Genomic DNA, 15,633 nt, shown 5'->3' with positions numbered 1-15,633 from the left:
GCTCACGGGGTGCGCCTCCCGCACCTCCCGCGCCGTGCACGCGCCCACCGGCGCGCCCGGCCCGTGCCGCGCACGCCCCCGGACCGGGCGCCCGGATACGAGTGCGCCCCATACCCGGCGGGTACGGGGCGCACTCGGAAACCGGCACCTGTTCCTGCGACTGCTTCCTGCGACTGCTTCCTGCGGCGCCTACTCGTCCGCGGTCTTCTTCGCGGCGGCCGCGGTGGCCGCGGTGGTCTTCTTGGCCGCCGTCTTCTTCGCCGGGGCCTTCTTGGCCGCCGCGGTCTTCGCCGCCGTGGTCTTCTTCGCGGCGGTCTTCTTGGCCGGAGCCTTCTTGACGGCCTTCTTCGCCGTCTTCTTCGCGGGCCCCTTCGCCCGCTTCTCCGCCAGCAGCTCGTAACCGCGCTCCGGCGTGATCGTCTCGACGCTGTCGGCGGTCCGCAGGGTCGCGTTGGTCTCGCCGTCGGTGACGTACGGGCCGAACCGGCCGTCCTTGACCACCACGGGGCGCTCGCTCACCGGGTCCGTACCCAGCTCCTTCAGCGGCGGCTTGGCCGCGGCCCGGCCGCGCTGCTTGGGCTGGGCGTAGATCGCCAGCGCCTGCTCCAGCGTGATGCTGAAGAGCTGGTCCTCGTTCTCCAGCGAACGGGAGTCGGTGCCCTTCTTCAGATACGGGCCGTACCGGCCGTTCTGCGCGGTGATCTCCACACCCTCGGCGTCCGCGCCGACGACCCGCGGCAGCGACATCAGCTTCAGCGCCTCGTCGAGCGTGACCGTGTCGAGGGACATCGACTTGAAGAGCGAGGCGGTCCGCGGCTTGACCGCGTTCTTGCCGGTCTTCGGGGTGCCCTCGGGAAGGATCTCGGTGACGTACGGGCCGTAGCGGCCGTCCTTGGCGACGATCTCGTTGCCCGAGACGGGGTCCTTGCCCAGCGCGAAGTCGCCGCTCGGCTTGGCCAGCAGCTCCTCCGCGTACTCCACGGTCAGCTCGTCGGGCGCCAGGTCCTCGGGCACATCGGCGCGCTGGTGGCCCTCCGTGTCCTTCTCACCGCGCTCGATGTACGGGCCGTAGCGGCCGACGCGGAGCACGATGCCCTCGCCGACGGGGAAGCTGGAGATCTCCCGGGCGTCGATCGCACCCAGGTCGGTGACCAGGGCCTTCAGTCCGCCGAGGTGGTCGCCGTCGCCGTTGCCGGCCTCGGCGGCGGAGCCCTCGTGGCCCGCGCCCTCGCCGAAGTAGAAACGCTTCAGCCACGGCACCGCCTGGGCCTCGCCGCGCGCGATGCAGTCGAGGTCGTCCTCCATCTTGGCGGTGAAGTCGTAGTCGACGAGCCGGCCGAAGTGCTTCTCCAGCAGATTGACGACCGCGAAGGAGAGGAAGGACGGCACCAGGGCCGTGCCCTTCTTGAAGACGTATCCGCGGTCGAGGATGGTCCCGATGATGGACGCGTATGTCGACGGGCGGCCGATCTCGCGCTCTTCCAGCTCCTTGACCAGCGACGCCTCGGTGTAGCGGGCGGGCGGCTTGGTGGCGTGGCCGTCGGCGGTGATCTCCTCGGCGCGCAGCGCGTCGCCCTCGCCGACCTGCGGCAGCCGCCGCTCGCGGTCGTCCAGCTCGGCGTTCGGGTCGTCGGCGCCCTCGACGTACGCCTTCATAAAGCCGTGGAAGGTGATCGTCTTGCCGGAGGCGGTGAACTCGGCGTCCCGGCCGTCGGAGGCGGTGCCCGCGATCCGGACGGTGACCGAGTTACCGGTGGCGTCCTTCATCTGGGAGGCGACGGTCCGCTTCCAGATCAGCTCGTAGAGCCGGAACTGGTCGCCGGTGAGACCGGTCTCGGCGGGAGTGCGGAAACGATCACCCGAAGGACGAATCGCCTCGTGCGCCTCCTGGGCGTTCTTCACCTTGCCCGCGTACGTCCGCGGCCGGTCGGGCAGATAGTCGGCGCCGTACAACTGGGTGACCTGCGCCCGGGCTGCCGCGACCGCCGTGTCGGAGAGCGTCGTGGAGTCCGTACGCATATAGGTGATGAAGCCGTTCTCGTACAGCTTCTGGGCGACCTGCATGGTGGCCTTCGCCCCGAAGCCGAGCTTCCGGGAGGCTTCCTGCTGGAGCGTGGTCGTACGGAAGGGGGCGTACGGGGAACGGCGGTACGGCTTCGACTCCACCGAACGCACCGAGAACGCGGCGTTCTCCAGCGCGGCGGCGAGCCCGCGGGCGGCGGCCTCGTCGAGGTGCAGCACCTGCCCGGCGGAGCCCGCGGAGGCGCCCTTGAGCTGTCCGTCCGGGCCGAAGTCGCGGCCCTGGGCGACCCGGCGGCCGTCGACCGCGGCCAGCCGGGCGGTCAGGGAGGAGGGGTCGGAAAGGTCACCGGCGCGGCCGGTGGCGAAGGTTCCGGTCAGATCCCAGTACTCGGCGGAGCGGAACGCCCTGCGCTCCCGCTCCCGCTCGACGACCAGCCGGGTCGCCACGGACTGGACCCGGCCCGCCGACAGCTTCGGCATGACCTTCTTCCAGAGCACCGGGGAGACCTCGTAGCCGTAGAGCCGGTCGAGGATACGGCGGGTCTCCTGGGCGTCGACCATCCGCTGGTTCAGCTCGCGCGGATTGGCGACGGCCTCGCGGATCGCGTCCTTGGTGATCTCGTGGAAGACCATCCGGTGGACCGGGACCTTGGGCTTGAGCACTTCGAGGAGGTGCCAGGCGATGGCCTCGCCCTCGCGGTCCTCATCGGTGGCGAGATAGAGCTCGTCGCTCTGGGCCAGCTGCTCCTTGAGCTTCCTGACCTGTGCCTTCTTATCGGCGTTGACGACATAGACCGGCTGGAAGTCGTGCTCGACGTCGACACCGAGGCGGCGGACCTCGCCCGTGTACTTCTCCGGCACCTCGGCGGCGCCGTTGGGGAGGTCGCGGATGTGCCCGACGCTTGCCTCGACGACATAGCCGGGGCCGAGGTAGCCCTTGATCGTCTTCGCCTTGGCAGGCGACTCGACGATCACGAGTCGGCGGCCGCCCTGTGCGGTCTCGCTGGTCGGGGACAACGTGGCTCTTCTCTCCGGTCGGCACTCGGTGTGCGGCGGATACGGTGTGGTGGTCGGTGTGCGTGGTGCGTCGCTGTTCGGTTGGACGGGCCCCGTGAGGGGCCGCGCTGCCCGGCACGGCACGGCCCGGCGGGCCCGCCGGTGCCGTCGCTGCGGAGTGTGACGGTACAACCCGCCCCCGTGTCAAACGGCAAAAGCCCGCAACGGCCACTCGAACGGTAACCCGAGACCGGCCGATCCTGCCGCCCGGACCGGTACGCCGGTGGGCCGGAACCCTCCGGCGGCCCTCCGGGCCGCCCCGCGGCCCGGGCCCGCGGCAGAGGGCCGGATCCCTGATGGGGACATGCTCACACCCGGCCGCCGGCCGGGTTCCCCCGGGGGTTCACACCCGGGTCAGACACCACACCCCGAGGGCGAGGCAGACCACGCCGGTGAGGGTCGTGAGGGCGGCGGCCGTGGCGGGACTCACTCCCGCGGCGACGGGCGAACGGTGGGCCGTGCGCACCCCGGTCCACACCAGAAGTGCCGCTCCGAACAGGCCGAACGCCGCCGCCGCGAAAATCGCCGGACCGCTCTCCATGCCCGTTTCCCGCCCTTCTGTGGCCTTTCGGGTGCCGCCCCGGCACCGGACTCCCGAGGCTGACAGCTCCGGGCGGCGGAGTTGCGAATTCCGGGTGAACGGCGCGGGGGTTCACCCGCGTGGCGGCGGCCCGCGGCGGGCCGGACCCGGCCCGTCGGGACGGCCGGCGAAGCTTTACCGGACCTTTTACGGGCCCGCTGCGGGCGGGGCGCGGGGTGGTCCGGGCGGCTCCGGCGCCCTGGCCTGCGGCGGAGCCGGGCCCGGACCGAAGGCGTCCGGTGGGGCCCGGTGAGGTCCGGTGACCGAGGGGAACCGGCTCGTCACACAGAACGAACATTGGCCGATTCCCCCCGCCCCGGACCGGCTCCGGCGGGGGCGAGGGGGGCAGCCTCGGGCCGGGCCGGGAGGAAGGGGACGGGCGGATCGGCCGCCGGGCGGGTACGGGCCCGGCGAGCGGGTGGGTACGGGCCCGGCGGGCGGGCAGCGCCGGTGCAGGGCCCGGGCGGTGCAGGGCGCGGGCGGAGCCGGCGTTCCGAGGGGGCGACTCGGTGCCGGGCCGGGCGAGGCCGCCCCCGTAGCCCCCGTAAGCCGGTCGGAGCCTCAGACCCCGCGTACTCCCACCGGCTCCAGGAATCCCTCCCCCACCAGTACCCGCAGCGCCGCCGGGGTGCGGTCCCGCAGCAGTACGGGGTCCTCACCGAGCAGCTGGGCGATGGCATCGAGGATCCGGCCGGCGCTCAGCGTCCCGTCGCAGGCCCCGGCGAAGCCCGCGCCGACCGTGTCGACCCTGGTCGCCCGGCGCATACCGCGGTTCTGCCGGAGCACCACATGCTCGGGGTCCTCGGCGCCCGGCGGCCCCACCTGCTCCTGCACGACCTCCGGAGCGAGGGCGAAGTGGTCGGCCAGCAGCGCCGCGTCGTCGTGCGTACGGAGATAGTCCTGCCGGGCGAAGTGCGCGACGACCGTCTCGCCCAGCGGCTGCTCCACCGGATGGGGCCACTCCTCCACGACGACCGACGGCCGGTCGGCGCCCGACTTCCGCAGGGTGATCCAGCCGAAGCCGACCGCTTTGGTGCGCCGGGCCGCGAACTCGTCCAGCCACTCCTCGTACCGCGCGGCGTACCGCTCGGGGTCCCCGCGGTGGTCGCCGCTGTCGCGCAGCCACAGCTCCGCGTACTGCGTCACGTCCTGCACCTCGCGCTGCACGATCCACGCGTCGCAGCCCTGCGGCACCCAGGCGCGGACCCGGTCCTGCCACTCCTCGCCCTCGACGTGCTGCCAGTTGGCCAGGAACTGGGCGTATCCGCCGTCGGCCAGCCGCTCCCCCGCCTGCCGGACGAGCGTGCGGCACAGGTCGTCGCCGCCCATCCCGCCGTCGCGGTACGTCAGCCGGGCCCCGGGCGAGATCACGAACGGCGGGTTGGAGACGATCAGGTCGTACGGCTCCGAGTCCGGGACGGGCTCGAAGAGCGACCCCTCCAGCAGCTCGGCCCCGGGCGCGCCGGAGAGCGCGAGGGTGAGCCGGGTGAAGGCGAGCGCCCGCGGGTTGAGGTCGGTGGCGGTGACCCGGGTGGCGTGCCGGGTGGCGTGCAGCGCCTGGATACCGGAGCCGGTGCCCAGGTCGAGGGCGGCGGCGACGGGCGTCCGTACGGTGATTCCGGCGAGGGTGGTGGAGGCCCCGCCGACGCCGAGGACCACGGCCTCGCCCTGTCCGCCCGCGCCCGCCGCCCCGCCGACCGCGCAGCCGAGGTCGGAGACGATGAACCAGTCCTCGCCGTCGGGGCCGCCGTAGGGCCGCACGTCCACGGTCGCCCGGACGGTGTCGCCGTCCCGGACGAGCCAGCCGTCGGCCAGGCATTCGTCGAGCGGGAGGACGTCCCGGAGCCGGTCGTACGCGGTGGCACGCTGGAGCAGGAACAGCCTGACCAGCGCGTCGAGGGGGCCGTCGCCGCGGGTCGCCCGCAGCGCGGGGACCGTCTCGCTGCGGGCGAGGGCGGCGTAGGCGGTGGCCCCGAGCCGTTCGAGCAGGCCGTCGGCGGTGAAGTCGGCGGCGATGAGCGCGTCGCGGAGCCGGGGCGCGTGGCCGGGGGCGGGGATGGGCGGGGTGACAGCGGTCGTACTCACCCGCCCATTGTCCCCGCCGTGGGGGCGGCCCGCGGCAGGGACACCGGCGCCGGATGCGCGGCACCCGGCGGACCGGGGCCCTACCGCTGCCCGGGCGTCCGGTCCGTCAGCGCGTCCGGGCCATCAGGTCCGGTCCGTCAGGTCCGTCCGGTCCGTCGGGGCGCCCGGGGGTCGCGGTCCGTCAGGTCCGGTCCGTCAGGTCTGCCAGGTCCGGTCCGTCAGGTCCGTCAGGAGGAGGCCGAGGGCGACGGGCCCGCCGCGGCCGGCGGCTTCGCCTTGACCGCCTGGCAGCCCTGGAACTTGCCCATGGCCTTGCCGGTCTCGCTCGCCCGGAGCTTGTTCCACGCCTTCTCGTTGGCCTCGGCCTTGGCGAAGCCCTCCGAGACGACCATCAGACCGTCCGCGAACTTCTGTTGGTCGGCGGCGTCGAGGGCGTCGACCTGCTTCTTCAGGTCGAGATAGAACGCGGCGCTGGCCTCGCGCTCCGCCGCCGCCGCGCGGACGAGCTGCTCGTCGTCCTCGACGGGGGTCGTGCCCACCGTACGGAAGGCGGCGGCCAGCGCCTTGTTGACGTTCGCGAGGTCCTGGAAGGCCTTCGAGTCGGCCGCCTGGAGGTCGGCCGGCTTGCCGTCGATCGCGGTCACGGCGATCAGCTGATCGGCCTCCGCTTTGATCTTGAACTGGGTCTTGACCTGGTCGCAGTACTTCCTCGCCCAGTCGTCGACCGGGTTGCTCTTCTCATCACTGCTGCACCCGGACAGCGCCAGTACCAGTACCGCGCCGCCGGAGAGAGCGGCCGCAAGCTTCTTGTTCACCGGATCGGTCCCTTCCAAGGCTCCTTGCGCCCCGGAACATACACGCCGGGCCGACGCCGGACATCGGCCGACTGACCGGTTCATGGGCCATTGAAGCCATTTGCACCAAGGGTGCCGGGGAGAGAAGCCTCACCCCGGTCCCGAGCCGCGGGCGGAGGGGCGGAAGGCGGACAACGGAAAAAGGCGGACAACGGAAAGCGGCCGGTACGCCGAGGGGCGCACCGGCCGCCCGCATCCTGAACTCCGAGCACTGGTGAACTGACGTTACTGCCGTGCGACGTACGAGACGTGGGACGTACTGGAACCAGATGTACTGGAAGTACCGGACGTACGTTTACTCGTGGTGCGGGGGCCGGACCCGGAAAGTCGATCCGGTCAGGAAACCGCCGCGGGATCCGGAGACGAAGCGTTCCGCTCCGCCCCCGTGGGGCCCGGTTCGTCGTCGCCCACGACACTTCCGCGGCGCTTCGACACGTACACCGCCCCGACGATGATCAGGATCGCGAGGCCGGCGATCAGCGCCCGTACCGGAGCGCTGGCGTCCTCCCCGTAGCTGAACTGGATGACGGCGGGGGCGATCAGCAGCGCCACCAGGTTCATCACCTTCAGCAGCGGGTTGATCGCGGGGCCGGCGGTGTCCTTGAACGGGTCGCCGACGGTGTCGCCGATCACGGTCGCGGCATGCGCCTCACTGCCCTTCCCGCCGTAGTGGCCGTCCTCCACCAGCTTCTTCGCGTTGTCCCAGGCGCCGCCGGAGTTGGCGAGGAAGACCGCCATCAGGGTGCCGGTGCCGATCGCGCCCGCCAGGAACGCGCCGAGCGCCCCCACACCGAGGGAGAAGCCCACCGCGATCGGGGTCAGCACGGCCAGCAGACCGGGTGTGGCGAGTTCGCGCAGGGCGTCCTTGGTGCAGATGTCGACGACCCGCCCGTACTCCGGCTTCTCGGTGTAGTCCATGATCCCGGGGTGCTCGCGGAACTGCCGCCGCACCTCGTAGACCACCGCTCCGGCCGACCTGGCCACCGCGTTGACGGCCAGTCCGGAGAAGAGGAAGACCACCGCGGCACCCAGGATCAGCCCGACCAGGTTGTTGGGCTGGGAGATGTCCATCACCAGGTTCATCGGAGGATTGACGGCGAGGTCCTCGCCGACGTCCAGGGCGGCCGTGGTGATCTCGGCGCGATACGAGCCGAAGAGCGCCGCAGCCGCCAGTACGGCCGTGGCGATGGCGATGCCCTTGGTGATGGCCTTGGTGGTGTTGCCGACCGCGTCGAGGTCGGTGAGCACCTGCGCGCCCGGGCCCTCGACATCGCCCGACATCTCGGCGATGCCCTGGGCGTTGTCGGAGACCGGGCCGAAGGTGTCCATGGCGACGATGACACCGACGGTGGTGAGGAGTCCGGTGCCCGCGAGCGCCACCGCGAAGAGCGCGAGGGTGATGGAAGTACCGCCGAGCAGGAACGCCCCGTAGACACTGAGACCGATCAGCAGCGCGGTGTAGACGGCGGATTCGAGGCCGACGGAGACCCCGGCGAGGATGACCGTCGCGGGACCGGTCCGCGACGACTTCCCGATGTCCTTGACCGGGCGGCGGCTGGTTTCGGTGAAGTAGCCGGTCAGCTGCTGGATCAGGGCGGCCAGCACGATACCGATCGCGACGGCGACCAGGGCGAGGATCCGGGGATCGCCGCCGTGCTCCTGGACGGGCGGGTCGAGCACCCCGTCCAGATCGGCGTACGAAGAGGGCAGATAGAGCAGTACGGCGACGGCGACCAGGACGAGGGAGATCACGGCCGAAATGAAGAAACCGCGGTTGATCGCGGTCATCCCGCTGCGGTCGGAGCGCCGCGGAGCGACCGCGAAGATTCCGATCATCGCGGTGAGCACGCCGATCGCCGGAATGATCAGCGGAAAGGCGAGCCCGGCGTCACCGAAGGCCGCCTGGCCGAGGATCAGGGCGGCGACCAGGGTCACCGCGTACGACTCGAAGAGATCGGCGGCCATGCCCGCGCAGTCGCCGACGTTGTCGCCCACGTTGTCGGCGATGGTGGCGGCGTTGCGGGGGTCGTCCTCCGGAATGCCCTGCTCGACCTTGCCGACGAGATCGGCGCCGACATCCGCGGCCTTGGTGAAGATACCGCCGCCGACTCGCATGAACATGGCGATCAGCGCGGCCCCGAGGCCGAAGCCCTCCAGCACCTTGGGGGCGTCGGCGGCATAGACGAGAACGACGGTGGAAGCGCCGAGCAGACCGAGACCAACGGTGAACATTCCGACCACGCCGCCCGTACGGAAGGCGATCTTCATGGCCTTGTGGGAGACGTCCGTCAGATCCTTTTGCGGTTCCCCCGGAGCCGGACTCGCCTCTCGGGCCGCGGCCGCCACCCGGACATTCGCCCGTACCGCGAGCCGCATGCCGATGTATCCGGTGGCTGCCGAGAAAATCGCACCCACCAGGAAGAACAGCGAACGCCCGGCGCGCTGGGACCAGTCGTCCGCCGGAAGGAACATCAGCAGGAAGAACACCACGACGGCGAAGATGCCGAGGGTGCGCAGCTGCCGGGCGAGATAGGCGTTCGCGCCCTCCTGTACGGCGGCCGCGATCTTCTTCATGGAATCGGTGCCCTCGTCGGCCGCCAGCACCTGGCGGACCAGCAGCTGGGCGACGACGAGCGCGGCCACGGCGACCGCGGCGACGACAGCCACGATCACCCGGTTGTCATCGGTGAGCACCGCGGCCGACAGAGAGATGGACTGATTGATCATTTCCTGATCTGTCTGATGGAAGAGCCCCGCCATTCGTCCTCCTTGACGTCGTTCAGAGCTCAAGATGTGGACGGATTGTAGGGAGCGGAACCTGATCAAAACAGAGCACGACAAATGCAAAGTGACCCTTGTACCCCTTGGCAAATGATCGAGTTCCGTAAATACACCCGAAAGAAGTAATGGGGCGAGGGCATTGACCCTTGATCGCCGCCCCGGTGGATCGTCCGGGAAATTCCGGGGAAATGATCGGCGGAGGGCCGGGGAAACGATCGGGAGCGCCGGGAAAGGCCCTGCTCAGCAGGGTCGTTGAAGAGAGCCGGGCCGGCCGGGCGGGGCCGGACGGCGTGGGACGCGGGAGACGGGCGGGGTTCCGGACGGCCGGGCCGCGGCGCCCGGAACCCCGGGCCGGGCCGTCACGGCAGCCGGGAGCACCCGGCGCCGAAGGGCTCAAAGAACGGCCCACCGGCGCCGGAGCACGGACCGCCCGGACCGGCCGCGCCGCCCGTCCCCGCCGCCTGGCCGCGGCTTCACGGCACCGGTGCGCACACGGCAGGCGGGCCGTCGGACTGCCGGCCCGGGGCATACGGAAACCACGGTGGACGAATCACGGACTTCGGATGCCGCACGGACACCACGGCCGAACGGGACCCGGGCACCACGCGGGCAGACACCGCACGGGCGCCGTACAGACACCGCACGGGCATCACCGGGCAAACCGGAAACGCCGGGCACGGAAAGGCACGGCGGAAAGCCCAGCGGAAAGTGCGGGACGGGGCCGGAACGGGCGCGGCGCGGGGCCTCAGGGCAGAACGGTGACCTGGGCCGTCGGCCAGCTCATCCGGATCACGCCGCCTTCTTCGGTGGTGGAGACCTCCATGTCGTCCACCAGCCCGCTGATCACGGCGAGGCCCATATCGTCCTCGCCATCGGCCGTGAGATCGGCCTGCCCGGGCGTGTCGCCGCCGTCGGCCGGCCCTGCGGGGCCGTCGGTACCGGAGGCGGGGACCTCGTCCCCGACTTCGATGGAGAAGGTCTTGTCCTCCTCGGTCAGGACGACCTTGATGGGCGAGGTGATGCCGTGCGAACGGTGCCGTCCGACGGCCCGGCTGCAGGCTTCGCCCACGGCGAGCCGCACCTCGTCGAGGACGGCCTCGTCGACCCCGGCCCGGCGCGCCACGGCAGCGGCCACCAAACGGGCGGTCCTGACATGCTCGGGCTGAGCGCTGAAGCGAAGTTCGACGGTGGTCATACGATCCCCCTCGGACGTACGGGCGTGCGTACGGGGGCACCGGGCTGGCCGCCCGGTTCCCCCCTGGTCCTGCTGTTCTTCCGACCGACCCGGCCGGCCCCCGAAGGGCCCGGCACCGGATCCGGTCCGGGAACCGGACGGATTCTCCGGCCGGAGCCCACGACGAGCCCGCTTCCGGCCCTTCTCACCACCTCACGGTGCCCCAGCCGCCGCCCCGGGCCTCCGGGCCCGGTGACAGCGCCCAGGGCCGGCCCGCCGACAGCGGTCCGGACCGGCGGCCCGTGGACGCGCGAACGCGAACCCGGGCACGACCGGAGGCCACCGGACGGGCATCCGGGCAACCGGACACCCGACCGGCCGTTCCCCGGGCGTCCCGGCCCGGTCCAGGACCGGGCCGGCCGGAGAACCGGACGGCCGCGACGAGCCCCGGCCCGGGAAGACCCGGCCGGTGCCCGGCGGAAGCGGGACGGAACGGTCTAGTCCGGAGCCGCGACGGCCTCGTCGACCGTGGTGTGGATCGGGAACACCTTGGTGAGACCGGTGATCCGGAAGATCTTCAGAATGCGCTCCTGGTTGCAGACCAGACGCAGCGAACCCTCATGCGCGCGCACGCGCTTCAGGCCACCCACCAGCACTCCCAGCCCGGTGGAGTCGAGGAAGTCCACGCCCTCCATGTCGACGACCAGGTGATAACTGCCGTCGTTCACCAGCTCGACCAACTGCTCGCGCAGCTTGGGCGCGGTATAAACATCAATCTCGCCACCGACCTCGACGACCGTACGGTCGCCGTTCGGACCGGGCACAACGCGAGTCGACAGGGACAGGTCCACGGATCCTCCAGCACCTTGCTATCGAGCGGCCGCCCCCTCAGGTCTCCCCGGCGGAGCCGGGGGACGGTCGCCAGCCGCGATGGCATTCAATCACTTACCTGCAACCATGCACGACGCCTTGGGACCATTGTCCGTCACGCCGGTGACACACTCGGTGCCGATGGCCAAGAATCTCCGTCCCGGACGACCCCACGAGAGCGGGGACACCCGCCCCTCCCCCCGAGAGGTCCTCGACCGCCTCTCCTCGGGGGCGAACAGGGCTGCGCGCATCACTCATACGGAGCACTTGCCCCCGCGACCGGGCCGTCATGCCGTCTGGCCCGACCGCATCCGGCCGGAAGTGATCGACGCAATCCAGCGGGCCGGGATCGACCATCCGTGGGCCCACCAGGCGACGGCCGCCGAACACGCGCTCGACGGGGAGTCCGTCGTCATCGCCACCGGAACGGCGTCCGGCAAGTCGCTGGCCTATCTCGCCCCCGTCCTCACCGCCCTCCTGGACGGCGCCGAGGCCCCCAACGGCCGCGGGGCCACCGCCCTGTACCTGGCGCCGACGAAGGCCCTGGCGGCCGACCAGTGCCGGGCCGTGAAGACGCTCGCGGCCCCGCTGGGCAACCGGGTCCGGCCCGCCGTCTACGACGGCGACACCCCCTTCGAGGAACGGGAGTGGGTACGCCAGTACGCCGGATACGTCCTCACCAACCCGGACATGCTCCACCGGGGCATCCTGCCGTCCCACCCCCGCTGGTCCTCCTTCCTGCGCGCGCTGCGCTATGTCGTGGTCGACGAGTGCCACACCTACCGGGGTGTCTTCGGCTCGCACGTCGCCCAGGTACTGCGGCGGCTGCGGCGGATATGCGCCCGGTACGGCGCGGACCCGGTCTTCCTGCTGGCCTCCGCCACCGCGGCCGACCCGGCCGTGGCCGCCGGACGGCTGACCGGAGTGCCCGTCCGGGAGGTCGCCGACGACGCCTCGCCCCGCGGCGAACTGGTCTTCGCCCTCTGGGAGCCGCCGCTCACCGAGCTGCACGGCGAGAAGGGCGCGCCGGTCCGGCGGACCGCGACCGCGGAGACCGCCGACCTCCTCACCGATCTGACCGTGCAGGGAGTCCGCACGGTCGCCTTCGTCCGCTCGCGGCGGGGCGCCGAACTGATCTCCGTGATCAGCAAGGAGCGGCTCGCCGAGGTCGACCGCACGCTGCCCCGCCGCGTCGCCGCCTACCGGGGCGGCTATCTGCCCGAGGAGCGCCGTGCCCTGGAGCGCGCCCTGCACTCCGGCGAACTCCTCGGTCTCGCCGCCACCACCGCCCTGGAACTCGGGGTGGACGTCGCCGGTCTCGACGCGGTCCTGATCGCCGGCTATCCCGGGACCCGGGCCTCGCTGTGGCAGCAGGCGGGCCGGGCCGGACGCGGCGGCCAGGGCGCCCTGGCGGTGCTGATCGCCCGGGACGATCCGCTGGACACCTTCCTCGTCCACCATCCCGAGGCCCTGTTCGACCAGCCCGTCGAGTCGACCGTGCTCGACCCCGACAACCCGTACGTTCTCGCACCGCACCTCTGCGCCGCCGCGGCCGAACTCCCGCTCACCGAAACCGACCTGGCCCTCTTCGGACCGTCCGCGCCCGGCCTGATGCCGCAGCTGGAGGCCGCGAAACTGCTCCGGCGCCGGGCATCGGGCTGGCACTGGACCCGACGGGAACGCGCCGCCGATCTGACCGACATCCGCGGCGGGGGCGGACAGCCCGTGCAGATCGTCGAGGAGGGCACGGGCCGGCTCCTGGGCACCGTCGACGAGTCCGCCGCGCACGCCTCCGTCCACGAGGGAGCGGTCCATCTCCACCAGGGCCGGACCTATCTCGTCCGTCGGCTGGACCTGGACGACTCGGTCGCCCTGGTCGAGGAGGCAGTGCCCCCGTACTCCACGACGGCACGCGACACCACGACCGTCTCCGTCCTGGAAACCGACACCGAGGTGCCCTGGGGCGACGGCCGGCTCTGCTACGGCTCCGTGGAGGTCACCAACCAGGTCGTCTCCTTCCTCCGCCGCAAGCTCATCACCGGCGAGGTGCTGGGCGAGACCAAGCTCGACCTGCCGCCGCGGACCCTGCGGACCCGGGCGGTCTGGTGGACCGTCACCGACGACCAGCTCGACGCCGCCCGGATCATCCCCGAGCAGCTCGGGGGCGCCCTGCACGCGGCGGAGCACGCTTCCATCGGCATGCTGCCGCTCTTCGCCACCTGTGACCGCTGGGACATCGGCGGGGTCTCCGTCCCGCTCCATCCCGACACCCTCCTCCCCACGGTCTTCGTCTACGACGGCCATCCGGGCGGCGCGGGCTTCGCCGAGCGCGCCTTCCACACGGCCCGCCCCTGGCTGACGGCGACTCTGGAGGCCATCGCCTCCTGCGAATGCGAGACGGGCTGCCCCTCCTGCATCCAGTCCCCGAAGTGCGGCAACGGCAACGACCCCCTCGACAAACGGGCCGCGATCCGCCTGCTGACCCAGCTCCTCTCCGCCGCCCCCGCGGAGACCGACGAGCCCCCCTCGCGGAAGACGCAGTAGCCGGCCCGGGGCCGGGCCCGGCCACGCGGTCTCCACCGGCCCGTCCGTCCGGGTGAAGCGGCCGACCGGTGGCGGACCGCCGCCGGATCCGCCACCTCTGTCCCGGGGCGCCGCTTCCGCCCCCGGTGACACCGCGCCGGCCACCCCCGCCGGGCGCGGCGCCCCCGGGCCCGCCGGCGCGGACACGGCGCCACCCGCCCCGGCCCCGTGCGTCCGCGGAGCAGCGAGAGCGGCAGGCACGGGCGGCCCGGGAGGAGGAGCAGGAGCAGCGGCAGGTGCGGGCCGCCCGGGAGAAGCCGGAGCAGCGGCAGGCTTGGGAGCAAGCGGCCCCGGAACTGCGGGGCCGGGCAACTCCGGCGCGCCGGGGTCGGTCGGCCCCGGCGCCGCGGCGGGGGGCCGGCCGGAGGGCTCGGCGGCGGGCACGGAATGTGCCGGTCCGGCGCGTGAGAAGGCCGTCGGGGTGAAGGGACCCAGCCGCGCGGACGCCTCCACGTCCGCGACCGCCCCGCGCAGCTCGCACCGGAGCAGCACCGCCCCCTGGGCACGGGCCGCCTCAGCTGCCCGGGCGCACGCGGTCTCCTCGCCCAGGAGCGCATGGTCCGCAGCGGCCAGTGCCGCCAGATCGGCCGCGGCGGCCGCCCGGTGCCGTGCGATCACCACCTGCCCCAGGGCCAGCACCGTCCCGAAGAGGGCGGCGAGCACGGTCGCCACCAGCACCACCCAGACCGTCGCCGAACCACGGTCCGGGCCCCCGGGCGCCCGCCCGGCGGCCGTCGGAGCCCGCCTGCGCACCCGACGACCATCCCCGCGCTCGAACGCCCGGGCAGGGCGACCCCCGCCAACCCCGCCACGGTGACCGTCCGCCCCGCGCCCGGATGCCCCGGAGGAGCCGCCCCGGCTGCCCCGGGGACCGTGACCACCCGGCCCGAGCCCGGGAGCCCGGTCGCCGGGCCCACCGCCCCTGACCACCGCCGCGACGGCCAGGGCACCGGGCTCGCCGCCCCTGACCACCCCCGCAGCAGCCCGGGCACCGGGCCCATCGCCCCGCACCGCCCCCGGGACGGTCGGCGGGGGAACCCCGGCGCTCACCATGCCGTCACCCGCGCCTCCACCGCCGGCTCCTCGGCACGGACCGCGGCCTCCGCGCTCAGGGTGAGCGCCAGGCTTCCGGGGCCCGGTGACGGGGATTCCACCCGGACCCGCCAGAAGGCACCAGCGCGCCGGACCTCGATACGTGCCCCGGCGGGGGCCGCCGCCCGGGCCGCTTCCAGGACCACCGGCCGGGGCTCCGACCGTGCCGCCGCCCGGGCGCCCGCATAGGCGGCGTCGACACAGCGGATCTGTGCCACCGCGGCCGTCAGAGCCCAGAGAAAGGCCGCGACAAGGGCGATCAGCGCCGGGATCGCCACCGCGGTCTCCGCCGTCACCGAACCCCGGTCCCGGGCCGTGGCAACCGGCTCAGAACGGTGCACTGAGGGCCTCACCGATCAGGGACTCCAGCCCACGGGTGACACTGCCCCCGGTGACGATCCGGTAGAGGACCGCGGCCAGGGCACAGGCCGCGACGGTCCCTACCGCGTACTCGGCGGTGGCCATCCCCCGGTCCCCGCGTGACACGCGTTTCCCGTCCTTCCCGCCCCTCCCGCGTGCCGGTCCGCCTCCGGCCC

10 protein-coding genes and 1 pseudogene are annotated in these 15,633 nt (G+C 72.7%); 1 reads left to right on the top strand and 10 read right to left on the bottom strand.

The window, feature by feature from the left end; all coding sequences use genetic code 11:
- Window positions 1-189 precede the first annotated feature (189 nt).
- The 7 genes from topA to ACWDR0_RS03425 all read right to left on the bottom strand — a co-directional run bounded on the left by topA (window position 190) and on the right by ACWDR0_RS03425 (window position 11,403).
- Window positions 190-3,039, bottom strand: coding sequence for a type I DNA topoisomerase (gene topA / locus ACWDR0_RS03455; protein WP_456349924.1), 2,850 nt, complete (start codon window positions 3,037-3,039; stop codon window positions 190-192).
- Between the two features lie 382 nt (window positions 3,040-3,421).
- Window positions 3,422-3,619, bottom strand: a complete 198-nt coding sequence (locus ACWDR0_RS03450; protein WP_456349923.1) for a hypothetical protein — start codon at window positions 3,617-3,619, stop codon at window positions 3,422-3,424.
- A gap of 600 nt (window positions 3,620-4,219) precedes the next feature.
- Window positions 4,220-5,743, bottom strand: a complete 1,524-nt coding sequence (locus ACWDR0_RS03445) for a DUF7059 domain-containing protein (protein ID WP_456349922.1) — start codon at window positions 5,741-5,743, stop codon at window positions 4,220-4,222.
- A 227-nt stretch (window positions 5,744-5,970) separates the two neighbouring features.
- Window positions 5,971-6,558 carry a small secreted protein gene (locus ACWDR0_RS03440; protein ID WP_456349921.1) on the bottom strand — a complete coding sequence of 196 codons (588 nt, stop codon included), beginning with the start codon at window positions 6,556-6,558 and terminating at the stop codon, window positions 5,971-5,973.
- A gap of 375 nt (window positions 6,559-6,933) precedes the next feature.
- The gene (locus tag ACWDR0_RS03435) at window positions 6,934-9,324 is read right to left on the bottom strand and encodes a sodium-translocating pyrophosphatase (RefSeq protein WP_456349920.1); all 2,391 of its coding nucleotides are present in this window, start codon (window positions 9,322-9,324) and stop codon (window positions 6,934-6,936) included.
- Between the two features lie 799 nt (window positions 9,325-10,123).
- Complete coding sequence (locus ACWDR0_RS03430) at window positions 10,124-10,573, bottom strand: ATP-binding protein (RefSeq protein ID WP_456349919.1); 450 nt, start codon at window positions 10,571-10,573, stop codon at window positions 10,124-10,126.
- Window positions 10,574-11,049: 476 nt separating this feature from the next.
- The gene (locus ACWDR0_RS03425) at window positions 11,050-11,403 is read right to left on the bottom strand and encodes an STAS domain-containing protein (RefSeq protein WP_006347640.1); all 354 of its coding nucleotides are present in this window, start codon (window positions 11,401-11,403) and stop codon (window positions 11,050-11,052) included.
- 79 nt (window positions 11,404-11,482) lie between these two features.
- Here ACWDR0_RS03425 and ACWDR0_RS03420 point away from each other — a divergent pair, with 79 nt between their 5' ends.
- Window positions 11,483-13,966: a DEAD/DEAH box helicase gene (locus tag ACWDR0_RS03420; protein WP_456349918.1), complete on the top strand. Its 2,484-nt coding sequence runs from the start codon at window positions 11,483-11,485 to the stop codon at window positions 13,964-13,966.
- 447 nt (window positions 13,967-14,413) lie between these two features.
- On the opposite strand, the pseudogene ACWDR0_RS03415 reads toward ACWDR0_RS03420, so the two are convergent.
- The 3 genes and pseudogenes from ACWDR0_RS03415 to ACWDR0_RS03405 form a co-directional block, all read right to left on the bottom strand.
- A pseudogene (locus tag ACWDR0_RS03415) lies at window positions 14,414-15,058 on the bottom strand (Rv3654c family TadE-like protein); the annotation flags it as partial.
- On the bottom strand, window positions 15,052-15,393 hold the full coding sequence (locus ACWDR0_RS03410) for a TadE family type IV pilus minor pilin (protein ID WP_456349917.1): 342 nt from the start codon (window positions 15,391-15,393) through the stop codon (window positions 15,052-15,054). The pseudogene ACWDR0_RS03415 and the gene ACWDR0_RS03410, both read right to left, overlap by 7 nt.
- A gap of 31 nt (window positions 15,394-15,424) precedes the next feature.
- Window positions 15,425-15,562, bottom strand: coding sequence for a DUF4244 domain-containing protein (locus ACWDR0_RS03405; protein ID WP_246151044.1), 138 nt, complete (start codon window positions 15,560-15,562; stop codon window positions 15,425-15,427).
- Window positions 15,563-15,633 lie beyond the last annotated feature (71 nt).

The sequence above is a fragment of the Streptomyces sp. NPDC003691 genome (genome assembly GCF_053981115.1).
Note: the sequence above shows the minus strand (reverse complement) of the source record. Positions and strands in the feature narration are given on the sequence as shown.

Bases quoted from the DNA above. Each gene is read 5' to 3' on its own strand.
- ACWDR0_RS03430 (WP_456349919.1), bottom strand. From the start codon at position 10,573: ATGACCACCGTCGAACTTCGCTTCAGCGCTCAGCCCGAGCATGTCAGG.
- ACWDR0_RS03405 (WP_246151044.1), bottom strand. From the start codon at position 15,562: ATGGCCACCGCCGAGTACGCGGTAGGGACCGTCGCGGCCTGTGCCCTG.
- ACWDR0_RS03450 (WP_456349923.1), bottom strand. From the start codon at position 3,619: ATGGAGAGCGGTCCGGCGATTTTCGCGGCGGCGGCGTTCGGCCTGTTC.
- ACWDR0_RS03420 (WP_456349918.1), top strand. From the start codon at position 11,483: ATGGCATTCAATCACTTACCTGCAACCATGCACGACGCCTTGGGACCA.
- ACWDR0_RS03435 (WP_456349920.1), bottom strand. From the start codon at position 9,324: ATGATCAATCAGTCCATCTCTCTGTCGGCCGCGGTGCTCACCGATGAC.